Annotated in this window: 18 protein-coding genes; 6 read left to right on the forward strand and 12 right to left on the reverse strand. The window is 52.0% G+C overall.

From position 1 onward, the window contains the following. Positions 1 to 454 precede the first annotated feature (454 nt). From NYE33_RS29855 to NYE33_RS29885, 7 genes are all read right to left on the reverse strand, one after another. On the reverse strand, positions 455 to 1,003 hold the full coding sequence (locus NYE33_RS29855; RefSeq protein WP_042135283.1) for a dihydrofolate reductase family protein: 549 nt from the start codon (positions 1,001 to 1,003) through the stop codon (positions 455 to 457). Positions 1,004 to 1,188: 185 nt separating this feature from the next. Further along, complete coding sequence (gene sufB, locus NYE33_RS29860) at positions 1,189 to 2,586, reverse strand: Fe-S cluster assembly protein SufB (protein WP_042135281.1); 1,398 nt, start codon at positions 2,584 to 2,586, stop codon at positions 1,189 to 1,191. A gap of 19 nt (positions 2,587 to 2,605) precedes the next feature. Beyond that, complete coding sequence (gene sufU / locus NYE33_RS29865) at positions 2,606 to 3,043, reverse strand: Fe-S cluster assembly sulfur transfer protein SufU (RefSeq protein WP_042135279.1); 438 nt, start codon at positions 3,041 to 3,043, stop codon at positions 2,606 to 2,608. Next, a complete protein-coding gene (locus NYE33_RS29870; RefSeq protein ID WP_076242704.1) occupies positions 3,030 to 4,256 on the reverse strand; it encodes a cysteine desulfurase in 1,227 nt (408 codons plus the stop codon). Before NYE33_RS29870 ends, sufU begins: the two co-directional genes overlap by 14 nt. Continuing rightward, the gene (gene sufD / locus NYE33_RS29875; protein ID WP_336101268.1) at positions 4,253 to 5,554 is read right to left on the reverse strand and encodes a Fe-S cluster assembly protein SufD; all 1,302 of its coding nucleotides are present in this window, start codon (positions 5,552 to 5,554) and stop codon (positions 4,253 to 4,255) included. The genes NYE33_RS29870 and sufD overlap by 4 nt, the downstream gene beginning before the upstream one ends. Before the next feature lie 25 nt (positions 5,555 to 5,579). Further along, positions 5,580 to 6,362 carry a Fe-S cluster assembly ATPase SufC gene (gene sufC / locus NYE33_RS29880; protein ID WP_042135273.1) on the reverse strand — a complete coding sequence of 261 codons (783 nt, stop codon included), beginning with the start codon at positions 6,360 to 6,362 and terminating at the stop codon, positions 5,580 to 5,582. A gap of 228 nt (positions 6,363 to 6,590) precedes the next feature. After that, the gene (locus NYE33_RS29885) at positions 6,591 to 7,631 is read right to left on the reverse strand and encodes a nitroreductase family protein (protein WP_341068958.1); all 1,041 of its coding nucleotides are present in this window, start codon (positions 7,629 to 7,631) and stop codon (positions 6,591 to 6,593) included. Positions 7,632 to 7,841: 210 nt separating this feature from the next. Here NYE33_RS29885 and NYE33_RS29890 point away from each other — a divergent pair, with 210 nt between their 5' ends. Next, positions 7,842 to 8,345 (forward strand): MarR family transcriptional regulator, encoded by a 504-nt coding sequence (locus NYE33_RS29890; protein WP_042135268.1) that lies wholly within the window; start codon positions 7,842 to 7,844, stop codon positions 8,343 to 8,345. Positions 8,346 to 8,864: 519 nt separating this feature from the next. Here the strand turns inward: NYE33_RS29890 and NYE33_RS29895 are convergent. Both NYE33_RS29895 and NYE33_RS29900 read right to left on the reverse strand, forming a co-directional pair. Beyond that, positions 8,865 to 9,326: a Dps family protein gene (locus NYE33_RS29895; RefSeq protein ID WP_039307503.1), complete on the reverse strand. Its 462-nt coding sequence runs from the start codon at positions 9,324 to 9,326 to the stop codon at positions 8,865 to 8,867. Between the two features lie 296 nt (positions 9,327 to 9,622). Beyond that, the gene (locus NYE33_RS29900; RefSeq protein ID WP_039307501.1) at positions 9,623 to 9,925 is read right to left on the reverse strand and encodes a YunC family protein; all 303 of its coding nucleotides are present in this window, start codon (positions 9,923 to 9,925) and stop codon (positions 9,623 to 9,625) included. 215 nt (positions 9,926 to 10,140) lie between these two features. On the opposite strand from NYE33_RS29900, the gene NYE33_RS29905 reads away from it, so the two are divergent. After that, complete coding sequence (locus tag NYE33_RS29905) at positions 10,141 to 10,665, forward strand: hypothetical protein (RefSeq protein ID WP_042135266.1); 525 nt, start codon at positions 10,141 to 10,143, stop codon at positions 10,663 to 10,665. Positions 10,666 to 10,716: 51 nt separating this feature from the next. Here NYE33_RS29905 and NYE33_RS29910 read toward each other — a convergent pair whose 3' ends face one another. Further along, positions 10,717 to 11,094, reverse strand: coding sequence for a DUF423 domain-containing protein (locus NYE33_RS29910; RefSeq protein ID WP_076242700.1), 378 nt, complete (start codon positions 11,092 to 11,094; stop codon positions 10,717 to 10,719). 164 nt (positions 11,095 to 11,258) lie between these two features. Between NYE33_RS29910 and NYE33_RS29915 the strand changes: the two genes are divergently transcribed. Beyond that, complete coding sequence (locus NYE33_RS29915) at positions 11,259 to 11,720, forward strand: hypothetical protein (protein WP_341068960.1); 462 nt, start codon at positions 11,259 to 11,261, stop codon at positions 11,718 to 11,720. A gap of 102 nt (positions 11,721 to 11,822) precedes the next feature. On the opposite strand, the gene NYE33_RS29920 is transcribed toward NYE33_RS29915, so the two are convergent. Both NYE33_RS29920 and NYE33_RS29925 read right to left on the reverse strand, forming a co-directional pair. Next, positions 11,823 to 14,480 (reverse strand): copper amine oxidase N-terminal domain-containing protein, encoded by a 2,658-nt coding sequence (locus tag NYE33_RS29920; RefSeq protein ID WP_052421757.1) that lies wholly within the window; start codon positions 14,478 to 14,480, stop codon positions 11,823 to 11,825. A 260-nt stretch (positions 14,481 to 14,740) separates the two neighbouring features. Beyond that, positions 14,741 to 15,652 carry a hypothetical protein gene (locus NYE33_RS29925; protein WP_042135264.1) on the reverse strand — a complete coding sequence of 304 codons (912 nt, stop codon included), beginning with the start codon at positions 15,650 to 15,652 and terminating at the stop codon, positions 14,741 to 14,743. A gap of 259 nt (positions 15,653 to 15,911) precedes the next feature. Here NYE33_RS29925 and NYE33_RS29930 point away from each other — a divergent pair, with 259 nt between their 5' ends. The 3 genes from NYE33_RS29930 (at position 15,912) to NYE33_RS29940 (ending at position 25,027) form a co-directional block, all read left to right on the forward strand. Then, entirely contained in the window at positions 15,912 to 16,475 is a 564-nt protein-coding gene (locus NYE33_RS29930) for a class I SAM-dependent methyltransferase (RefSeq protein WP_256703750.1), read from the forward strand. 150 nt (positions 16,476 to 16,625) lie between these two features. Further along, on the forward strand, positions 16,626 to 23,345 hold the full coding sequence (locus tag NYE33_RS29935; protein WP_341068962.1) for a DUF7507 domain-containing protein: 6,720 nt from the start codon (positions 16,626 to 16,628) through the stop codon (positions 23,343 to 23,345). Beyond that, positions 23,342 to 25,027: a hypothetical protein gene (locus tag NYE33_RS29940; RefSeq protein WP_341068964.1), complete on the forward strand. Its 1,686-nt coding sequence runs from the start codon at positions 23,342 to 23,344 to the stop codon at positions 25,025 to 25,027. Before NYE33_RS29935 ends, NYE33_RS29940 begins: the two co-directional genes overlap by 4 nt. The last annotated feature ends 71 nt before the right edge of the window (positions 25,028 to 25,098 follow it).

Raw genomic sequence — 25,098 nt, forward strand, 5'->3', positions numbered from 1 at the left:
GCTCAATTAAGATATAGCAAGATTCAACCCTGCGAAACTGCTTTTTGGCCGTCCGTTAAAAGGAATATTATGTATTAATATTACAAAAGCGTCGCTGTAAGCCTTTAACGGCCCCCTTCCTGCCTGAGGCGGACTGACATTCCGCTAATCGTGCAAATCAGGAGAATTCGCCTGTCACCCGGACTCACATTCCTTTATTTGATCGCGCGCCCCTCCTTTCAGGCGCGAAAAGACAATATAACGGAATCTCAGTCCGTTTCAGCGACAATATGGGTCTTTTTGAACAAATAAGCGCTTCTCAGTCCACTTCATCGTGTCTACAAACAAAAAAACACAAGCAGCAGAGCATAACAGCTATGCTCCGGTGCTTGCGCTAATTCGCTAAGTCTATCCGCTAACCCTATTAGTAAAACTTATTCAAAATCTCTTTACGCCATTTGCCTGAACATTAATCCTAATCCTTAACCGGCTTGTAGCTGGCAACAACCACACCCGGGGAGAATCTCAGGGTATCTGTCAAGTGCAGTCCCTGCTCCTTAAGTCCTTCACCGAATAGCCGTTTGCCGCTGCCAAGCAGCACCGGGAATACCATCAGGCGGAATTCATCCACAAGACCCAGGCTGATCAGGCTCTGGACCAGCGTACAGCTGCCGAATACCAGAATATCTCGGCCCGGCTGCTGCTTAAGCTTATTAATCTCCTCCAGCAGGTTGTCCTTAATGAGACTTGAATTGTTCCAGGTGACTTCGGAGAGCGTTGTGGAGACGACATGTTTGGCATAACCGTTCATCATCTCGCCGTATTCCCCGGTCTGCTCCAGCATATTGGGCCAGGCAGCAGCAAATGCCTCATACGTCACACGGCCCAGCAGCAGAGCATCGGCATCCTTCAATTCACCGAACTTGTATTTCTCCTGTTCTTCACCACCATAGGCGAAAGTCCACTGCGGATTCTCCATTACTCCATCCAGCGTCATAAACTCTGATACGACCAATTTTCTCATCGGGGCCTCCTTAAGACCGGAAAGATATAACTTACACGGTTGCTCCTGTGTCCACTACATTATTTCACATTGTATAATTCCCCATACCACATAAAAATGCCCACAGATCTTAGACAATATTGCGTCAAGAATCTGTGGGCACGTACTGGATATTGCGTGGTTATAATCGAAGATCGAAGCTCCTGTTAACCGATGGAGCCTTCCATCTCGAATTTAATCAATCTGTTCATCTCTACCGCGTATTCCATCGGCAGCTCTTTGGTGAACGGTTCGATGAAGCCCATAACGATCATTTGCGTAGCTTCAGCTTCAGTCAGGCCGCGGCTCTGGAGATAGAACAGCTGCTCTTCAGAGACCTTGGATACTGTAGCTTCATGCTCAAGCACAATGTTATCATTCATGATCTCATTGTAAGGAATCGTGTCCGAGGTGGACTCGTTATCCAGAATAAGCGTATCACATTTGATATTGGATTTCGCGCCTTCTGCCTGACGGCCGAAGGAAGCGAGTCCGCGGTAAGTCACCTTGCCGCCGTGCTTGCTGATCGACTTGGAGACGATCGTGGACGTGGTATCAGGTGCCAGATGAATCATCTTGGCGCCGGCATCCTGATGCTGGTTCTTACCCGCAACCGCAATGGACAATACGGAACCTTTGGCTCCACGGCCCTTAAGCACGACTGCCGGATATTTCATCGTCAGCTTGGAACCGATGTTGCCGTCAACCCATTCCATTGTCGCATTCTCTTCAGCAACCGCACGTTTGGTTACCAGGTTGTAGATATTCGGTGCCCAGTTCTGAATGGTTGTGTAACGCACACGCGCATTCTTCATGCACAGGATTTCAACGACTGCACTATGCAGGGAGTTGGTGCTATAGATCGGAGCCGTACAGCCCTCAACATAATGCACGAAGCTGTCTTCATCTGCGAGAATCAGGGTCCGCTCGAATTGTCCCATGTTCTCGGAGTTGATACGGAAGTACGCCTGCAAAGGCACTTCACATTTCACACCCTTCGGAACATAGATGAAGCTGCCGCCGGACCACACTGCACTGTTAAGTGCGGCGAACTTGTTATCTGCCGGAGGAATGATGGTACCGAAGAACTTCTTGAACAGCTCAGGGTGATCACGAAGTGCAGAATCCGTATCTGTGAAGATTACACCTTGATCCTCAAGGTTCTTCTGCATGCTGTGGTATACAACCTCAGATTCATACTGTGCCGAGACACCGGCAAGGAATTTCTGCTCCGCTTCGGGAATACCCAGCTTATCGAAGGTTTCCTTGATCTCGGAAGGCACTTCTTCCCACGTCTTACCCTGCTTCTCCGAAGGTCTTACATAATATTGAATGTCCTCGAAATCCAGATCGTCCAGATTGCCGCCCCACTTAGGCATCGGCATCTTGCGGAACTGCTCCAGGGATTTCAGACGGAAATTAAGCATCCATTCCGGTTCATTCTTAATTGCGGAGATTTCCCGGACAATTTCTTCCGTGAGTCCTTTACCAGACTGAAATATCGATTTGTGCTCATCACGGAATCCATACTGGTACTCTTCCATATCAGGCGCTTTCTTAGCCATGGTGTCAGCCTCCTTGTTTCTAATGTTGTGGGTGATTCTCTTCCGTATCTATGCCTTTGCGTAGCGCGTTCCAGGCCAGTGTGGCACATTTGATCCGCGCCGGAAATTTATTAACACCGGACAGGGCTTCAATATCTTCGTAGTCTCCGAAATCTGCTTCTTCACCCTTCATCAGAGAGGAGAAGCTGTCCGCCAGTTCAAGCGCATGCGCTACAGTCTGACCTTTGACCGCTTCCGTCATCATCGAAGCCGACGACATGCTGATTGAACAGCCTTCGCCGCTATAACGGGCGTCCTTGACGACGCCGTCCTCTACCTTAAGCTGAAGCGTAATGCGGTCGCCGCAGGTAGGGTTGTTCAGCTCAATCTTGAGTGCATCATCTTCGAATGAACCACGGTTCCGGGGATTTTTGTAATGATCCATAATTACGCGTCTATATAAGTCATCCAAGTTCATAGGCGAAATACTCCTTTGCCTTGATTAAGCCTTGAACCAGCGAATCTACATCCTGTTCCGTATTATACAGGTAGAAGCTGGCCCGGGCTGTAGAGCTGACCTCCAGCCAGCGCATCAGCGGCTGGCAGCAATGATGTCCGGCGCGGACAGCAATGCCCTCCGCATCCAGCACCGTAGCTACGTCATGCGGATGGACATCGCCAAGATTGAAGGTTACTACTCCTACCTGGCGGTTCCGTGGGCCGTAGATCGTCAGATCACTGATCTCTGACAGCCGCTCCTCCGCATACGCCGCAAGCTGCATCTCATGGCGGTGAATATTATCCAGTCCAACCTCCTGCAGGAAATCAATTGCTGCTCCCAGTCCAACGGCACCCGCAATAATCGGTGTCCCGCCTTCGAACTTCCAGGGCAGCTCTTTCCAGGTCGATTCGTACAGGCCTACATCATCAATCATCTCGCCGCCGAACTCGACAGGCTCCATGGCCTCCAGCAGTGCCTTCTTACCGTACAAAGCGCCGATTCCGGTAGGGGCGAGCATCTTGTGACCGGACAGTGCATAGAAGTCACAGTCCAGATCCTGCACATCCACCTTCATATGCGGTGTGCTCTGTGCTCCGTCCACCACGATTACAGCGCCGTTGCGGTGAGCAATTGCTGCAAGCTCTTTGATAGGATGGGTAATCCCCATAACATTGGATACATACGCGATAGCTACGATCTTGGTCTGAGCCGTAATCGTCTTCTCGGCATCCTCCAGTGTCACTGTACCATCCTTCTGCAAAGGAAGGAATTTCAGGGTTGCCCCTGTCTTCTTGGCCAACTGCTGCCAGGGAATGAAATTGCTGTGATGCTCCATCTGGGTAATTACGATCTCATCGCCCTCTTGCAGGACGGAAGGTCCATAAGATGAAGCTACAATATTAAGTGCACTTGTAGTACCGCGTGTGAAAATAATTTCCTTGGTGCTGCGGGCATTAATGAACTTAGCCAGCTTCTCGCGGGCGCCTTCGTAAGCATCGGTTGCCCGGCTGCCCAGTGTGTGCACCCCGCGGTGAACATTGGCGTTATCCCATTCATAATAAGACTTGACCGCCTCAATGACCTGGCGCGGCTTCTGTGAAGTTGCCGCGCTGTCCAGATACACCAGCGGGTGTCCGTTAATATTCTGATTTAAGATGGGAAATTGCTCCCGAACTCCGCTGCTAATCATTGGCCTAACTTCCTTTCCACAAGAGATTGGAGCTGATTGCGCAGTCCCTCCAGTGGAATTTGCGACACAACAGGAGCCAGGAAGCCGTATATGATCAGTGTTTCTGCGTCATGCCGCGTAATTCCCCGGGACATCAGGTAATAGACTTGCTCGTAATTGACCTGTCCTACGGAAGCGGCATGGCCTGCAGTTACATCATCTTCATCTATAAGGAGGATCGGGTTGGCGTCGCCGCGTGCTTTGGGACTCAGCATCAGAACCTTCTCGGTCTGCTGTCCGTCCGCTCTTGTCGCACCTTTCTCGATTTTCGTAATTCCGTTAATAATGGAAGTGGCCGAATCCCGCATCACTGCGCGGGTAATCATATCACTCGGAGTGTTTCTGCCAAAATGCTGAGCCTGCGTAGTGTAGCTCAGCTTCTGGGAACCGGTACCTACAGCAATTACTTTGGCATCCGAGCTTGAGCCGTTACCCTTCAGCACAGACTTGGTGTCGCTGGCGGTATCGCCATAGTTCATCTCACCGATGATCCATTCGATCGTTCCGTCATTCTCCACTACCGCACGGCGGTAGGTAACATCCGTGGTGTCCTGCCCAAGCTGATGCACCGTGGCATAGCGTACTGTGGCACCTGCGCCTACAAATACCTCAACGGCCCCATTATGCAGACCCGCTTCGGACTTATCTGATACATAGTTATCCACGTAGGTTAATGAACTATTACTATCGGCAACAATCAGAATATGCGGAACAAATGCAGCCTCGGCATCATCCGTTAACAGCACCGCCTGCAGCGGGGTTTCGATGATGACATTCTTCGGAACATAGAGGAATACCCCGCCGTTCCACAGCGCTGCATGCAGTGCGGCGATGGAATGCTCTTCAGGCAATACTGCCTTATGCAGATAACGCTGCACCAGATCTCCATGCTCTCTGACTGCTGTCTGCAGATCGGTGAATATCACGCCTTGCGCAGCCAGCTCAGGAGCCAGACGGGCATATACGGCTCCCGAATTGCGCTGAATGATCAGGCTGCCTTCCTCCTGATCCTTAATCAGAGCGGCAATTGAAGCAGGTGCTTCGCCAAGAGATGTGAAAGTTTGGCTTGCCTTGTACTCTCCGTAGTTGTTAATGTTCCAGCGGTCAATCCGTGTCTTCTCCAGCTTCGGCAGGGCAAGCTCAGCGGCAAGCTCCAGTGCCTTCAAGCGGCTGTCCTTCAGCCAGCCCGGTTCGCCGCTGCTCTGCGATAATTCGCTGAGCTTCAGGGCATCCACGGGAAGAATGGTTTGCGTCGTCATAAGTGGTTTCCTCCTTCCAGCGTTTCTAAGCTTCTTGTCCTACAGTTTCATCTTCAATGCCGAGCTCTTCCTTAACCCATTCATAACCTTCTGCTTCCAGACGTTCTGCAAGCTCAGGGCCGCCGGATTTCACAATCCGTCCCTGCATCATGACATGTACATAATCAGGTTTGATGTAGTTAAGCAAACGCTGATAGTGAGTGATAACCAGGAATCCGCGTTCCGGACTGCGCATGGAGTTCACACCATCGGCAACAATTTTGAGTGCATCAATATCAAGGCCGGAGTCGATTTCGTCAAGAATGACGATCTTAGGGTCCAGCATCATCATTTGGAGAATTTCATTACGTTTCTTCTCACCGCCGGAGAAGCCTTCGTTCAGGTAGCGGTGCAGGAATTCAGGATTCATATCCAGTTCCTTCATCTTAGCTTCCATCAGCCGGATGAAACGGATCAGGGAAATCTCACTGCCCTCTTCACGACGGGAATTAATTGCACTGCGCAGGAAGTCGGAATTGGTTACCCCGCTGATCTCGCTCGGATACTGCATAGCCAGGAACAGGCCGGCACGGGCGCGTTCATCAACCGCCATCTCCAGCAGATCTTCACCTTCAAGCACAGCTGTGCCTTCTGTAACCACATACTTCGGATGACCCATCAGGGCTGAGGCCAAAGTACTTTTACCAGTACCGTTCGGTCCCATGATGGCGTGAATTTCTCCGCCTTTCATTTGAAGGTTGATCCCCTTCAGAATTTCTTTTCCTTCAATCGTCGCTTTCAGTCCCTCAATGACAAAATCTGCTGCCATAATTATTATTCCCTCCATTGATCGATTTGCGAAATCAGAAAGTTGTATTGTCACAGGATTTCCCTGATTACAAGCAATTAGATTTTATATCACATTGTAATTATTATAAATTGAATCAGGTTGATTATCAATGATTCTCACTAATTTTATTACAAAGGTCCGATTTTTACAAATACCGACTTATAATTTTATTACTCTGTCGCCTGTATCTACAGCTAATAATAGTGATTATTGCCCGGGACCGCTCCCCCTGCTGTACTGTTCGACAACCACTGGAGCAGACACGGCATTAGAGACTCTCTTGTCTCCCCCCAGTTCAAGCACAGCAACGATCCGTTCCCGGGGGCGAATTCCAAACGAACTGCACTGCTCCGTGTCATAAATCCATTCCGGAATCAGGCGGCGCAGGTTCCATGGCTCGGACTTGGCCAGCAGCTGAAAGTTCTGGATCAGACAGCACACCGCCGCATAATCCTCTTCCTGCCGGTGAAGATCCGATTCCTCCGTGGCCACGACCATAAGGAATGGTGTTGAAGCTTCCTCTCCGGAGGATCGCAGTTTCCGGGCAGCTTGACCACCCGTTACATAGATAAAACGCCAGGGTTCTCTCATTCCGTCATTAGGCGCCCATACGGCCTCGTTGAGCAGTTTCAGGACGCTTTGCGCAGAAACAGGGTTGAGATCCGGATGGAATCTGTCGTCCTCACCTATTATACTCCAACTCTCCTCTGCCGGCGTTCTTTTCCGGGCCCTCGGCGTCTTCTCAAAGTAGCCGATTTCCAGCATCCCGGCGAACCGTTCTCCTTCCTTCAAGCCCATTTTCTCAAAAAATGACCCGCTGCAAAACATGGAATCCGTGTACCACAGCATTCCTAGCCCTTGTTCCCAGCCCAGCAGTTGAACATTCTGCATAATGCTGCAGACGGCGGCGTAATTTTCGTCGCACTGCCGCTGCGTTTCGGCGGATTCAGCGATGAAAATGATGTGGGCGGGAGTAGCAGTGATTTGTTTTTTTAGAAATCCGGTCATCCTGGCAGGAAGGAGTTTTCCCAGATGACTATCCTTCACCTTGGCAATCATGCTCTCAGCCAGCTCTTCACGTGACTCCGGTGTGCCGAAATAAAGACAGCGCCAATGCGGCGTCCCCTCAGCTTCGTACAGGCTTGCCGCCTCATTCAGCAAAGCAACGATCACTTCTTGTTCGACCGGCCTTGCGCTGAATTTCCGGATCGTCCGCCGTTCTCTTATCGCTTGAGACACATTCTCCATCCTTATCCTCCCCGGAAAATTGTTAACATTCAACAATTTTAAATTGTTTACCAGTAAACTATATTTCGCAATATTAGAGCTGTCAATCTAATTATTAGAAAATAGACTGAGCTTTAATAGCTAAACAGTGAAATCGCACGTTAGTTTACAAGTGAATAATTTCGGGGTAGGATAAAGATAATTTTGCATAACAGGGAGATGCCCAGCCTTATGAACTCATCCGAAGGACTTAAGCGGCTGCTGTATGGCCGATTACTCCACTTAACGCATCTAAACGAACAGCTTTTTGCATCCGAGCTCGATGCTTTCGCTGATCTTACCCGCCAGTACGGGCTGACTTTCACTTCAAACTCTTTGACGAGCATTCATGTCATTGATTGCATCGGCAACCACGAGCCCATAAACAGCACCTCGATTGCCGAAAAAATGAAATTGTCCAAGGCAAGCATTACAAAAATCAGCGGCAAGCTTCTACAGGAAGGCTGTATTAAGCGCAGCCGGATGAATGACAACAAGAAAGAAGTCTATTTCAGCCTTACGCCCAAAGGCAGGCAGCTCTTCATCGTTCACGCCGAGATGCATGAAAGCCTTGAGCAGAGCTTTATTCAGGGTTTGAACACCTTCTCGGAGGCGGAACTGCAGGCTTCACTGAAATTTATCCAAACGGTGATTAGTCATAGTGACACAATGATTAATAATGACGAGAGCTCCTAGTCAGTATAAGGCTTACTTAAGATTTGAACTTGAAGCTTAACCGTCACTGCGGTAAACATAGGGAGCTCCTTAAACAGCATCTGATCTAAACTAATAATAACTAATTTTGTAAATCGCTTGCTGATGGTTTGCTTGCAGTGACCCTATTCCGGTATATGCGTATGCTTAGTTGTACTTTGTACAACTAAAACGTCTGATTTCCAGCCAATTATCCGTTTAGTTGTATTTCGTACAATTAAACTGCCTTTGGACCTTGGTTCTCACCCATTCGGGCAGATTTAGTTGTACAGAATACAGTTATAAGATGCGGGCAGCCCTTTTCGCTGTTTTTAACTGCACAATATACAACTATTACTGAATTTCCACTTGGAACTGAATACATTCATTGCTGCAATATTAAATGAACTCTCTTCTTTAGTTCGTAGCATAAACAAAGCCTCCCGCATGGTATTATCCCAGGGGAGGCTTTGTTTATACTTTTGTCTCAAACTTACACAGCAAGGATTAACCAGCTATCACTCAGCCCAGGAAAGAGCGCAGCATCCATTGGTTCTTCTCAAGATCAGTGCGGATCTTGATGAACAGGTCGGCAGTCGGCTGATCGCTGACTTCTTCCGCCAGTTCGATGCCTTCAGTCAATTCTTCCGCTACTGTAGCGAAATCTTCGATGAGTGCCTGTACCATTCCCCGTGCATCTTCCTTGCCGGTTGCTTCCTGAATAGTGGCAATTTCCAAATATTCTTTCATCGTCGCTGCAGGACTGCCTTTGATACTCAGAAGGCGCTCGGCAACCTCGTCCATTTTGAGCGTGATATCATCGTACAGTTCTTCAAACTTCACATGCAGGGCAAAGAACTGCTCACCTTTCACATACCAGTGATAGTTATGCACTTTCACATATAGAACGTTGAGGTTAGCTACCTGACGGTTAAGTACTTGTTCCAATGAAGCGGTATTTACTTTGTTTGATGCTTTAGCCATGAGTTGATCCCTTCCTTATCCATATATTTTGCCGGCTGCTTGTCCATCATCCGGCTATGCAGTAGTCTATTCTCCATTTACCCTTCTGCCCGCAGGGCGAAACAAAGGAGGACACGGGACAAGCAGCTTTTTCCCCGCCGCGTCCTGCCGCTTCCGGTCCTAACCCGTAGGATGAGCCAAGAGTCCTTGCCTTATGCTCCGGGACATGTGAAACAACCGGAATTATTATTATTCTTATCCTCAGACAAAAGGAGGGCCGCCGGCCCCCCTGCTGAACACTAATCCAGTCTGCTGTCCTACACCATCAGAAGCAGGGCTTCCGCCCCAGTCATTCCCGGAACGATGCCAAGCTTCTCCGCCTCTATTGTAACGGATTCCAGCGGGGCAGCCAGCAGCTGCGGCAATGTGCGCACCCCTACTGCCCGTGCAGCAATAATCTGCCGGTCACTCAGCGTATTATTGAGCAGTCCTATATCCAGCGCCCCGCACATGATATATCCCCGGCTTGTGCTGATGCTGAGCAGCGTAGTTTTGGGCAGCTTCACTTCAACCCCGACCAGGACATAATCGCCCACCTGTACAGGCTCCAATGTTACCATTTGCAGCACCTCCTATTATCACGTTCCACGATCTAAGTTATGCGTCCTGCTACAACGGCGTGTGGACGATGGTCCTAGTTCCTTTATAAATTAGAGGGGTCATAAGTCCTTAATTCTCTGCCGGAGGGTATATAAATTTTGCTTGTTTAATGGTATAGTTTATATACTTTATAAATACTTAATGAATCGTGTTAAACGATAAAGCTGGGGGATTAATGGACAAGAAACTACAACACACCGACGGCAACTATCTCTTCAATGTTGACATCCTGATTAATGCCCGTACTAACCCGCTTGCACTGCAATACTTACTTGAAATGTTGAACAACAGCGATAAAATCACAGATTTCAACATTAACTCCGGTCTGGAGCTTGGAAGAACTATAGACACTCTGCTGCGCTCGGCAAAGCTGGCTCTAAAAAACGAATCTTACACTCCAACGCCGGTTTCAGTGAAATTGCCAGAGAAGCCTGCGGACAAGCCCGCCGAAAGACCTCCCGTCAAGAAACCGCCTGTTGTGACACCGGCGGAAACGCCGGCAGACGTGTTCGGCAAGATCAGGCAATATATTCAGAATAACCAGCTGGTCCGGCTGAGAGCGAACCGGCACGGGAAGCAGGTATCAATGCCCTGCCGTATTCTGAACTTTGATGAAGGCGCTAACTCGCTAAGCGTGTACCATGTTGACGAGAAGCAGGTGTACACTTTCAATCTCAATGAAATCGACGAATTCCTGTAAGCAAGCCCAAACAAGCACCCGCCCGGGATTCCGGGAACGGGTGCTTGTTTGTTAGTCCTTACGCGAGAAAGCCTCCACGGCAAAGCATATCCAGCCGGCAAGAAAGCATACGCCGCCGATGGGTGTAATGGCTCCAAGAATTTTGATCCCGGAGGTGCTGAGGATATACAGGCTGCCGGAGAACAGAATAATTCCCGCCCCAATCAGCCGGCCTGCCCAGGCAAGCCGGGCACTCTCTCCCCACTGGCCTGCTGTCAGGCCGATAAGAATCAGAGCCAGTGCGTGAACCATATGATACTGGACACCGGTCTCGTACACTTTCAGGTACTCTTCACTGATCACAGCCTTCAGCATATGTGCTCCGAACGCTCCGATTCCCACGGACAGCATAGCCAGCACAGCTCCCCAGGCTACCAATCTTCGTTGCATGGATATACAGCTCCTTTGTCTCTTGAACTCCTCCTATCTTAACGTATCCGCATGGCTGATTTCCAGCAGCAGGATTTACGGATAATTCTGCCGTAATACTTGCTTTTAGAGCCATCTTATGGAAAAGTGGTACTATCAATCTTTTATCCCAAGGAGTGCAGCCCATGGACCATAATCCTCCACCCAAACCGGAAACCGCACCATCCCGGCCCGCAGAATGGGGCTCATCAGAACAGCCAATACATGCTGATCCAGCATACGTGTATCAGGAGAACAAACGCGACTTCAAGCACTCAGGTCCCGGCATCGCTTCTTTTGTCATCGCTCTGATTACTCTGATCGGTTATGCAATTGCGTTTGTGTATGTCGGTGCACAGGCTTCCTCCATCATGAATGAGAATAATAAGCTGATTGCCGATTCAGCGGAAGCGATTATGTATTTGGGCTTATCCGTGCTCATCCTGGCTGCTGTTAATGTGATTGGAGCTGTCACCGGCATTGTCGGGCTTACACTCCGCAGACGCCGTAAGGTATTCGCAGTCCTCGGGACCATCATTAACGCCGTTATCCTGCTGGTGTTCATGCTGCTGATTTCCATGGTTCTGGTGAATGCAGGCGCTGCCTAGGCAGGCGTAATGAATTACTCAAAAAACACAGCACCTCCCCATTTACTGGAGACGTGCTGTGTTTGTGTTTTTCAGCTTTATTTACAGCTTAGAACCGGGCAGTTATAGCTCAAATTCCTCGCTTGAATCTGAAAGACCGCCATTCTGCACACCATAATTATTGGCTACGGCAAGAACGTACACCTTGTACTTAATCCCGCTCGCAACTGCATTTCCGTTCACATCTCTGGCTGCAGCTGCAACTGTCGGATTCGATCCGTTTGGAGCCACCGCCTTATACTGTGAAGCCGGCACTCCGAGCGCATCCGCTGCACCAAACCCTTGCTTGGAAGGGACTACATATACCCGGTATTCCAGGATATTAGCCTCGTTCGATGATTTGGTGAAGCCGATCAGAAGGTTACCTTTGTCCACACTATAAGTTACATTCGTAACAGAGGTGAGCGGGGTTTTGCCGGCCAGGGTAATTACTGACGATTCTCCGGACAACACGTTCGGGCCCGCATAATTCGCAATTCCGACGGACAACACATACACTTTATAGCTGATTCCATCTTTGATTGTAGTACCGCGCACATCTCTGGCTGAGGCGTCTAAAATTATGCTGGTGCTATTGCCGGATGTACCCGCTGAAGTGTACGTGGAGACATTATTCGCATCAGACAAGCTGAAGCTGCTGTAATAGGAAGTAGGCACCACCAGAATCCGGTACTCTCTGATGTAGGTTTCATCCGAAGCATGAGTAAAGGACACCTTCAGATCACGGCCGTCACCGAAATCGGTAACATCGCTGACAGCTAGGCCGGAAACTGCGCTCACACTTGAGGAATTCAATAACGTAATTACCGATGAACCTGACGAAAGTACACCAGACCCCGCGTAACTTCCGCTTCCAATAGATAATACATACACCCGGTAACTGATCTCATTCTTAAGCAGATTCCCGCGCACATCTCTGGCGGAGGAAGTTAATACCTGGCTGGTCGTGGAGCCCGATGTACCTACTGAGGAATAATTTGCACTTGATACATTATTCGCGTCAGACAAGCTGAAGCTGCTGTAATAGGATGTAGGCACCACCAGAATCCGGTACTGGCTGACATAAGTCTCATCTGAGGCATGGGTGAATGACACCCTCAGATCGCGGCCATCCCCATTATCGTTAACGTCAGTCACACTCAGGTTAGTCACAGCACTCATGCTGAAATCATTCCATAGCGTAATTTCGGCAGAGGCAGGAGAAAGAATATTGGACCCTGCATTCCCCCCGCTTCTGACAGATAAAATATACACTTTATAATTGATTCCGTTCTTCAGCAGCGTCCCGCGCACATCTCTGGTGGACGAGGTCAGCACTAGACTGGTAGAAGAACCGGAAGTGCTCACAGCAGTATAGTTGGCTCCCGATACATTATTCGCCTCAGACAGGCTGTAGCTGCTGTAGTATGATGTAGGCACCACCAGAATCCGGTACTGGCTGATATACGTTTCGTCAGCGGCATGGGTAAAGGACACCTTGAGGTCACGGCCGTCATTATAGTCGTTAACGTCAGTGACATACAGGCTCGAGATCCCGATGCTGGATAGGGTAACCGGAGACGAAGCAGCGGATAACACATTATTGGCGGTATTGCTGCTGTCAACAGCCATGGCGAATACCCGGTAGCTTACCCCTGTCTGAATCAGTGCTCCGTCTGTATCCCTGGCTCCTGAGGAAAGAATCTGGGTAAGATTAGCACCTGTCTTGGTGACTTGTGTGTAATAGGCACTGACGACAGAATTGGCTTTGGCCAGATTAAAGGCTGAATAGTTCGCCGCTTTAACCACAAATATCCGGTAAGAGCTTATCTTGGTCTCATCTGCCAGCTTGTTGAAGCTGACGGACAGATCGCGCCCGTCACCGTAATCGCCATTATCGGTCACTTGTACATTGCTTATTACCGGTGCAATATTATTGGTCAGAGTAATGGTGGAAGAACTGCCGGAAAGCGCGCTGAGGTTACTTCCTTTGCCTACCGTAAGGACATAAGCTTTATACCCTTGACTGCTTTTAATTACTTCTCCATCTGCCGTTCTCGAAGCAGCTGTCAGTTTAACCACAGGATTGGCGCCTGTTACCATAACTGAGGAGTAATTAGATGCGGGTATAGCCAGTGCTGACGACAGATCAAGCGAATTTCCCGCTTTGACGATCAGAACGCGGTAATGGTCCACCAGGGACTCATCGGCCACCCGGTTGAAGCTGATCTGCAGGTCGCGTCCGTCACCGAAATCACCGATATCCTGCGTGGTTACGCCGGATACCGGAGCAGTATTAACACCGGCCGGTACCGGAGTGGTTACCGTCACAACCTTGGTGGTCTGATTCCAGCCCACTTCCCGGCCCAGCGCTTCACTTACGAACCGCGTCGGAACCATAGTTCTGCCCTTCAAATTCTGACCGGGCACATCCAGGCTTACAGACCGATTATTAATCGTAGCTGTCTTAGAGCCGATCTTCAATATAACCGTTGTATCCTCCTGCACCGCCGTTACAGTCTGCGTCTTCTGATCCCACTTGATAGCGGCATTGAAGGCTTCGAAGATTGCACGCAGCGGCACCATCGTCCGTCCGTTCACCATTACCGGAGGCTGATCCGTAGACAACTGGACTCCGTCAATAATGATGCGGATCGGTGTGACTGCCGCCTTGGCCGGGGCTTGAAATAGTAACGGAACTATCAGCAACCCCACTACAATAGAAATCCATAACTTCTTCACAAACTCATCCTCCCAGATAGGAAAAAAATCTCATCTATTTCTATCTCTTTGACGTAAGATCACGGGTAAAAGTTTCTCGCAAACCGGTTACAATAAAATAATCTTTTGGAGGTTGAATCATGCCGCAGGCAAGTGAAAACGGTAGCGCCCCTTTAATAAGGACACTACCGTTTCCATGGTAAAGATTAGGATAATGGATGGCGTGAAGCCTATGCATTCTTATCTTGTAAGCTGGCGTTGCCGCTTCGCTGCTCCGTGCTTCACTGATTAACCAGTGAATCCAGTGAAGCATACACATGCGGCCCGAAGCCTTCCGAAGCTTCCCGCTGCGGAATGTTCAGCCTGATGAGATAGCCTTGGCCATCAACTTCCTTCACGGCAACCTGGCGGGTCAGGCCAGAGCCCATTGCGGTAAGATACAAGCGGATGCCGGACATCCGCCGGTCCCGCTCTTCCCGGGTAAGCGCCGTAACCTTGCCTGTAGCCGCAAGTTCAGCCTTCCCCTCCTGCTCTATGGCATCCAGATCGAAATCGGCAGGAAGCTTGATAATTTCGGCGTAATACCCCGGGTCTACCTTCATCGCCAGCTTGCCGCTGGCCGCGTCAAAGCTGAAGATATCGAATACATACAGGGAGTACCCTTCTCCTTCGGCAAGTGCCGCCGTCTTCTCTTCCTCCATCCCTTCCAGTGTCAGCCTGAAGGTCTGCGTATCCGGGAGCGCACTGGCCGCCGGTGCGGCCCCTCCGCCCTCTGCCTTGGACAGGCTGGACAACACACGCTGGACCGCGGTCCCATCGCTTCCGACCACTTTTTCCACATACGCAAAAACAACGGCATCATCCATTTCGAGCAGCTCCGGCGCATCCTCCGTGCCGGCACCCAGCTCAAAGGCTGTGGGTCCTTCTTCAGTCTCAATCTCTACGGAATGATTATCAATCTGTCCGATATATACGCCGGATCCCTGAATAACCTGTGCCTCTGCAGCTCCGGTAGGACTTGGCGGGAGAGCAGGGCTGGGGCTCGGCGCAGCTGCGCTCTCTACAGGTGCAGATGACGGGCCTGCTGAGGGTAGCCCCGGCGCTTCAGCCGGATGATTCCCGCCGCAGGCGGTTAAGGCCAGCATTAGTACAGCGACTGCTGCGATAGCAGGCAGCGAACGTTGTGATCTCATAGCCTTACCTCCTCCATATCTCACGGTAAGCCCTGAGTCTGCTGCTTACCTTATTAACGATTACCCCAAAGGCCGGGGGGCATAAACTTACCGGACGGGGCTGGGCATCCGCCGTACGCACAGAACCGCAGATTTAATACAATGATGGAGAGCCTTATTCAGCACCTTGAAGGAGTGATTTCCCCTGAGAATCGATATCGGCTGCGGTCCCGGCAAAGAATCCGGTTATCTGGGAATCGACCGCAAGTTATACCCCGGTGTGGATATTGTCTGCGATATTTGCGAGGGCATTCCCCTGCCTGATAATACCGCCGAATTCGTGATGGCCAGCCGGGTAATGCCCTATGTAAACGACTTGTTTGCAGCATTGTCCGAGATTCACAGAATCAGCACGCATAAAGCGGTCATCTGCATTCTCTCACCCTATGCCCATAGTTTTCCGCATATCTCCAACCCTATGTTCAAACAGAAGTTTGACGAATATACACCCCGTTATCTGACCGGCAGCTTTTTTCAGCCTTCTCTCAGCCCAATCTCCCCGGAGATTCCGGACTATCCGGCTCCTGCGCCGCCGTTTGATTTCAGACTGCTGCGGATGGAGCTGTTCTATCAGTATCCTTTTGACGACTCGCTCTATGAGACGGAGGAGCTGGAGGTGCTCAAGACGCTGCAGTCCAATGTCGTCCATGAAATCATGTATCATTTTGCCGTAATTAAGCGGGAGATCAGCCGGGAAGAGCTGGAAGCCATGAGCAGAAAAGTCTATCCGGAACCGCGCGCGCTGTTCGAACGCCGGCTCCGGTCGCAGAACAGACATAATTAATGAAAAAGAATCGCAAATGGACATACAATAATGCCTTGCACCGCACATAGGCTAATACCACACAAGAAAGATGGCACATCGACCTCAAGCAGGAGTCGGTCTGCTTTTTTTCGTTGTCTTCCGATTTGAATTCAGCACTCCCAAAAGGAGGTGAAAATCATTCCTCTAGTCGTTCGGTCTACGGTTAATGCAACAGGTGCCATTACTTTTACAGGCAATACATTGGGGTTAAGCCGGTCCGATACGCTTGGGGTTCCGGGTACCCAGGATAGTATCGGGGCCTTCTCCACGGTGAATACAGCCTCCATATTCGGCACTTATCCTGCTGGCACTACAAATCTGTACCAGAGCAACAGTTCAGCAGCGGTCCTGGTGCTTCCGGCGGGGAGCACGGTCCTGTATGCAGAACTGATCTGGGGCGGTTCCTATGTTAACGGGAACGTCAACCTCACTGCGGCGATCAACAATCCCGTTTCTTTCATAACACCGCTCGGTAACACGGTCAGCGTGTCCCCCGACGCAGCCACTGCCAATTCCGTAGATCTGGGAGGCGGAGCGCTCGCCTATGTCCGTTCCGCCAATGTGACCAGCATTATTCAAGCCTCTGGAGCCGGAACCTATATCACCGGAGGCGTAGTCGGCACCATCGTTATCAACGGTGACGCTACTGCTAATCATGCGGGGTGGACGCTTGCTGTCATCTACCAGAATCCGTCACTCCCTTTCCGCAACATGTCTCTGCGGGCGGGGGCCGTACTTGTCCAGTCCACCTCTGCCCCGGTTGTCACAACGATTACCGGATTTGCCACACCTGTCACAGGAGCACTCGGCGGCCGCATCATGTTCAGTGCCCAGGAAGGAGATGCCAACCGTTCAGGAGATCAGGCGCTCTTCGGGCCCACCTCCGCGACCCAGGTCGCTTTGTCAGGCCCGAACAACTTTGCCAACAACTTCTTCGCTTCACAGATCAATAATGATACCGGCAACCTGAATACCACCGGTACGTTCGGAAACCGCAACCAGACGAACGGCAGTCCCGGCTCCAACATTGTCGGCGGCCGGCAGGGCTGGGATATCACGAACGTGGATGTTGGCGCGCGCCTGGTTAACAATCAGTCCTCGGCTTTGCTGACACTGACTACGTCTGGCGATGCATACGTCGTTAATGCTAACGGGCTGCAGATTGATATCAATGCACCCAGAATCTCATTAACCAAGGCCTCCAATGTCGCCGGTACAATCGTTGGTGATCTGGTCACGTACACCGTTACCGTCAGCAATACCGGCACGGCAAGCGCAGCCAGTGTTGTACTGTCAGACACGCTGCCGCCAGGCCTGACCTTTGTGGCCGGAAGCGTTGTGGTAGCCGGGGTTTCCCGGCCGGCTTTTGACATAACATCCGGCATCCCTCTCGGATCTCTGGCCCTGGGTACTTCAATCACGATTACATATCAAGCCAGGGTTACATCCTTGCCAAGCACACAAATTGTCGCCAACACAGCCAATGCCGCATTTACGTTCCAGAGCGTAGCGGGCGGCCCGATTGTGAGCGGGGTTATTCCCTCCAATACAAGCTCGCTGCCGGTCTATTCTCCGGTTCTTGGCATCGTCAAAAGCGCAAATACGACCAACGCTACCGTCGGTGATCAGATTATCTATACGCTCCAGATTGCAAACACCGGTAATATCGGCGCCACAACTACACTCACTGACAATATTCCTGCGGGCAGCACCTATGTTCCGGGAAGCTTTACGGTCAACGGCACTCCGGTTGCAGGCAATCCCGCCGCCGGCATCCCTATTGGCACCATTGCTGCCGGGGCAACCTCAACTGTACAATTCCGTGTGCTAGTAAACAGTCTGCCATCGCCTCCGCAGCTGGTCGATCAGGCCACGGCAGCCTATAGCTTTATCGTTCCCGACGGCCGGACCGTTCCCGGAACGGCAACCTCCAACACGCTGACCATACCGGTCAGGCTGCCGAGTGTCGCTATTGTCAAAAGCGCCAGCTTCCCGGATGTTGCCGTAGGTGACACCCTGGTGTATACATCGGTGGTCACTAACAACGGAATTGTCGCAGTCACGAATACCGTACTCTCTGATCCGATCCCCCCCGGGAGCACCTTTGTGGCGGGAAGTGTCACTGTAGCAGGTAGTGCACGGCCGACTGCTGATCCGGCTTCCGGGATTACCATCGGAACCATCGCTCCCGGAGCCAGTGTAACCGTTACGTTCCAGGTGAATGTCACTTCCGTGCCGGGAAGCGGCCAGCTCTCCAACCAGTCGTCCGCTTCGTACAGCTCGGGAGCATTTAATGCAATCACCCAATCGAATACAACCCTAACCCCTGTATTTCAACCCGTAATCGGTATCGTCAAAAGCGCGAGTCCGGGCAGCGCGACGGTCGGGGGCAATGTGCAGTATACGCTGGTAGTGAGGAACACAGGCAATATCGCCGCAACGGTGAGCTTGACCGACACGATTCCGGCCGGGTCCGTCTTCGTTGCCGGAAGTGTTACGGTGAATGGCGTTGTCCGCCCGGCAGACTCACCCGTTAGCGGAATCCCGCTGGGGTCAGTAGCACCCGGAGCAAGCTTTACGGTGACTTTTCTGACGTCGGTTCAATCTCTGCCGTCTCCGGCAACCTTGACCGACCAGGGAAGCAGCAGCTATACGTACCAGCTGCCCAGCGGACGTGCCCTGTCCGGCGGAAGTGTGTCGAACACGGTTACCATTCCGGTATCTGCACCTAACATCACGCTCCTCAAGAGCGCCAATGTCACCGCTATAGCAGTAGGGGAATATCTCACCTACACCGTGTCGGTATCCAACCCCAGCGGTGTGGCGGTTAACAATGTCGTTCTGTCCGATCCCGCCCCTGCCGGGAGCGCCTTTGTAGCGGGAACCGTCACGGTGAACGGGGCTGCTGTACCGTCTGCGAATCCGAATGCCGGGATCGCCCTGGGTACGCTTGCTGCCGGAGCAACGAGTATTGTAGTCTTCCAGGTCAACGCCACTTCTGTTCCAAGCCCGCCTCAGCTGAACAACCGGGCGAGTGCTTCTTTCACAGCGGGTGCATTCAGTGGAACAGCTCTTTCGGACACTATACTTACTCCAGTCTTCACCCCGGTGATTGGGCTAGTCAAAAGCTCCAGCCCTGCACAAGCCTCGGTGGGCAGTCTGCTATCCTTCTCCATATTCGCCAGCAATACCGGCAATATTGCCGCAACCCTGAATCTGACCGACATTCTGCCGCCGCAAACGGTCTTCGAGACCAACAGTGTAAGCGTAGGCGGAACGCCGCTGCCCGGCTTCAGCCCGCTGACCGGAATTCCGGTAGGCCCGCTTGCTCCCGGAGACAGCGTCACCGTCAGTTTTCTGGTTACCGTTACGTCACTGCCGCCGAACCAGCAGGTGGTCAATTCAGCGGCCGCCTCCTATACCTTCACGCTGCCGGACGGACGGCAGCTCGGCGGAAATACCGTATCGAACGCTTTGACTGTTCCCGTCTCTGCCCCCAATGTCAGTGTGGTCAAAAGCGTGAATGCCATCGATGCCGTAACCGGCGACATTCTTACGTTCACCTCCGCGCTGACCAACAACAGTATTACATCTGTCAGCAATATCATTCTCAGCGATCCTCTGCCTGAGAATGCGGCTTTCATTCCCGGAACCGTAATTGTAGGCGGCGTCTCCCAGCCGCTGGCAGTTCCGTCCGCCGGCATTCCAATCGGCAGTCTGGGCCCTGGGGCTTCAATTGCCGTAACATTCGAGGTGAGGATAACAATGCCGATTCCTTCACAGGTCAATAACCAGTCAACCGTCAGCTTCACCTCCGGGGTCTTCTCCGGCTCTTCATCTTCCAACGTCACTACCACACCGGTAACGCAGCCGCAAATTTCTCTGGTCAAAAGCGCCAACGACCTGAACGCCACTGTCGGCGACACGGTCATCTATACCATTCTTGTCAGCAATGCCGGCAACGTTGCAGCCAATGTAACGTTAACCGATAATATTCCAGCCGGCACCGTCTTTGATCCAAACAGTGTCATTGTCGGCGGCTTCCCTCAGCCGGGTGCGGCACCGGATACAGGCATTGCTGTCGGGGTTGTCGCTCCCGGCGCCAGCGTCTCTGTCAGCTTCACCGTCTTCATTGTCTCCCTGCCATCACCGCAGCAGCTGGTGAATCAGGCGGCTTCCACCTACACCTTCACACCGCCGGACGGGCGGCTGCTGAACGGAAGCGCCGTCTCCAACACTGTAACGATCGCTGTCTCCGCTCCTAATCTGGCGGTTGTTAAGAGCACGACTTCAACCTCGGTGGCACTGGGCGATACTATCGCCTATTCGGTAAGCATCACGAACAACGGAATAGACCCGGTTAATAATGTAGTGCTCAGCGATCCAACGCCAGATGGGGCAGCCTTCGTGCCGGGCAGCGTATCTGTAAATGGCGTGCCATTTCCAAATGCCCATCCTTCTACAGGAATTCCCATTGGCACACTGGCATCCGGTGCTTCCGCAATTGTCTCCTACAGTGTTACGGTAACATCGGTACCAGCAGATACTTCGATTGATAATCAGGCGACTGTAACTTACACCTCCGGTGTCTTTACAGGCTCCACCTTCTCGAACCCCGTGGCGGTTCCCGTCTTCCAGCCGAATATCGCCGCTGTCAAAACCGCCAATACCGCGAACGCAACGGTGGGTGATACAGTAACCTACACTATAACTGTCAGCAATACAGGCAACTACGCAGCAAGCCTGACAGTAACGGACAACATCCCAGCCGGGACTACTTTTGAGGAAAACAGTGTTCTGATCAACGGGCTGCCTCTGCCGCAGGCCAATCCCACCACCGGCATCGCTGCCGGAAGCATCGCTCCGGGCGCAACCGTTGCTGTCTCATTCTCGGTGGTGATCACTTCACTGCCTACACCGCAAACACTGGTAAATCAGGGGACGGCAGCCTACAGCTTCACCTTACCTGACGGAAGAACCCTTGGCGGATCGGTGCTCACCAACACACTGACCATCCCTGTCTCGAATCCGAATCTGGCGGTCGTCAAATCGACCACAACCACCGCTACCAATGTTGGCGATACGATTACGTATTCGGTCAGTCTGACCAATAACGGGATCGCTACCGTTAACAATGTCGTATTTACAGATGCCTTACCTGCAGGAACGGCCTTCGTTCCCGGCAGTGTAGTGGTAGACGGCGTCCCTCGTCCGGCTGCTTCACCTTCTACCGGGGTAACCATTGGCAGCGTCGCGCCAGGCGCTTCAGTAACTGTAGTTTTCAGTGTGACTGTAACGTCCCTCCCTGTCTCGGGAGTGCTTAACAATCAGTCATCGGTCAGCTTCACTTCCGGGGCACTGTCCAGTGTTGCCTTCTCGAACATTGTGACCACTCCGGTCTTCCAGCCGATTATTGCGGCAGCCAAAAGCTCTAACTCTGTAAATGCAACCGTTGGAGACACCATTATTTATACTGTCAATGTCAGCAATTCGGGTAACTATGCGGCTGCTGCCACTCTGACCGATACGATTCCTGCAGGTACAACGCTTGTTCCTAACAGCGTGCTGATCAACGGCTTCCCGGCACCGGGTGCAGATCCCGCCACCGGAATCCCTCTGGGTACGGTTGCTGCAGGTGCATCGCTGGCGGTAACATTCTCTGTCGTCATTGCCACACTGCCAGCCAGCCAGCAGCTCAGCAACCAGGCCATCATCGCCTTCAGCTATACGCTTCCTGACGGACGGACCTTCAACCAGTCGGCCAGCTCGAACATCAATCAGATTTCGGTATCATCGCCAAATGTACTCGTTGTCAAAAGCACTACTGTAACCGATGCAGTTCCGGGAGATACCGTTCCATACAGCATCAGCGTTACCAACAGCGGCATAGCGCCGATCAATAATGTTGTACTGAGTGACCCGATTCCGGCCGGCTCTTCCTTTGTTGCCGGAAGCGTAGTTGTGGACGGTACTCCGCTGCCGGGAGCGAATCCGGCTAACGGGATTTCACTGGCAACAGTGGCCCCGGGCGCGACGGTCCTGGTTACATTCAATATTCTGGTCAACTCCTTGCCTAATCCGGCCATCCTGAACAACCAGGCTTCGGTAAGCTTCACTTCCGGTGCATTCTCTGGCGCATCTTATTCCAACAATCTCATTACTCCGGTATTCCAGCCGATCATCGGCATTGTAAAAGCTGCGGATACGGCCAATGCGACGGTTGGGGATACCGTGACCTATTCCTTCAGCGTTACCAATTCAGGCAATCTGCCAGCTGTCGTAACCTTAACAGACTCTATCCCGCCGGGAGCTGTATTCATTCCGAACAGCGTACTGGTCAACGGCCAGCCTGTTCCGGGTGCAGACCCGACTACCGGCATTAATCTCGGCACCGTTGCAGCCGGAGCAACAGTCCTCGTGACAGTCACCCTGCAGGTCACGGTAGCTTCCCTTCCTTCTCCGCAGCAGCTCGTGAACCAGGCCGCCGCCACCTTCACCTTCACACCGCCGGATGGCCGTCTGCTCTCAGGTTCTGCACTGTCGAATACGCTGATTATCCCTGTCTCTTCACCGGACGTAACAGCAGTCAAGAGCACTCCTGCAATCGATGCGGTAGTAGGCGACATTATTACCTATACCATTGTTGTGACCAATAACGGTATCGTTCCCGTCAACAATGTTGTACTGGTTGACCCGATTCCGGCAGGCAGCCAATTTGTCGTTGGCAGTGTTGCCGTAGACGGAGTCTTCCGCCCTGGTGCGAACCCGGCTGCCGGTATAGTCATCGGCACGATTGCCGCCGGGGCGTCCACTACAGTAACCTTCCAGGTTCAGGTCATTGTAATATGACAGAAGGCTCACGGCTTCAACCTGTCGTAAGCAACCAGTCTATGGTCCTATTCAGCTCGGCAGAGGGTATTAACGCCATTACCTATTCCAATACCGTCAATACTCCCGTCGTGGGCCCTGTTCTATCCCTTCTCAAGCTTACGGATCACACGAGCGCCTCCCTGGGGGAGACGCTCGTCTACACCGTATTCGCCAAGAACAGCGGCAATACGTCCGCACTGGTCACCATCGTTGATGTCCTTCCTGCGGGTGTATCCTTTATTGCCAACAGCGTGCTTAGAGACGGAGTCCCCCTTCCGGGGGTCACTCCGTCTTCCGGCATACCGGTAGGCACTCTCTCTCCGCATTCCGGAGTTACGATCGCCTTCCAGGTCATTGTTGTATCGCTCCCGCCTTCTCTGGCCTTGCATAACAGGGCAGTCGGCACCTATTCCTTCTCCACACCCGAAGGACGAACGGTACGCGGGGAAGTCCGCTCCAACCCGGTGATTGTCTCCCTGCTGTCTTATCAGTTGTCCACGCTTCTCTCTGCCAGCACACCCACTACCTTTGTCGGCGATGCCGTGACGTATACACTGCAGCTCAGAAATGAAGGCACCCGGCCGCTGGCCGTGATTATCGCCACCATTCCGGTTCCGGAAGGTGCTATATTCATCCCCGGCAGCGTCATTGCAGGCGGGGTCTACCAGCCCGAGGCCGATCCGGCCCTTGGCATCAGGCTGGGTTCCTTGAGTACAGGCTCGGCTGCCGAGATTTCCTTCCGTGTGCGGGTGGCCGCAATCCCTCCGGACCCGGTATTGCCGGCGAAGGCGTTGGTCACCTATGAGGTCAATGACAACAGGAATACCGCTGAGAGCAATACAGTCCTCATAACGATCGTCCAGCCGGGAGTATCCGCCAGCTTGAAGGTAGATCTCTACAGCGCCGCTCCCGGCGATAATCTGCGGTATGAGTTCACCGTGCGCAACAACGGAAATCTGGCTGTAGAGGCTCTGTTGACCGACTTCATTCCGGCAGGTGTTCTATTCATCTGGGACAGCATCCATATTGACGGTGTTCCCCAGAAGGGAAAACGGCCTGCGGACGGCATTCCGCTCGGAACGGTAAGAGCAGGCTCGGCGGTAAGGGTTGATTGTCTCGTATCCATTCCGGGCGCCACCGATATCCGCCAGACTCCGGCCATTCAGAACCAGGGCAGTGTCCAATACACATTCACCCTTCCGGATGGACGCAATGTCCGGCAGATCACCCGGACCAATGCTGTGACTACGCTGCTGTTCTCGCCAATCGTCTCCATTCAAATACAAGGAGAGCCGCCGGTTGTCGAGCCTGGAAGCATTGCCGAATTCCGGATTCTTGTCACCAACAGCGGGAATTATCCCGCAGAGGTCTCTGTGGTCCGGATTGTGCCGCAAGGAGCAGTAATTGATCCGGATATCGTTACCATCAGCGCCATCACTGTACCCGAAACCCCGTACAGCGGAACTGTGGCTCTGGGAACACTACAGCCCGGGCAGACCGTCACCCTCACTTATTTTGTGAAAATCAACCTTGATTATATGGGCACATCGCTTCAGGGATCCTCGACCGCCCTATACTTATTCACGATAGACGGACGAAGATACTCCGGCGAAGCCCGCTCGAACAGCTATAAACTGCTCATTGAGGAAATCAGTGAATAATACAGCTCACATATCCCCCATCCCCATGAATATACTTTAGTTACAACCAGCCGCACCCGTCACAAGCGTAG

This window comes from Paenibacillus sp. FSL R10-2199, from assembly GCF_038000235.1.
GTDB lineage: Bacteria > Bacillota > Bacilli > Paenibacillales > Paenibacillaceae > Paenibacillus_AQ > Paenibacillus_AQ phytohabitans.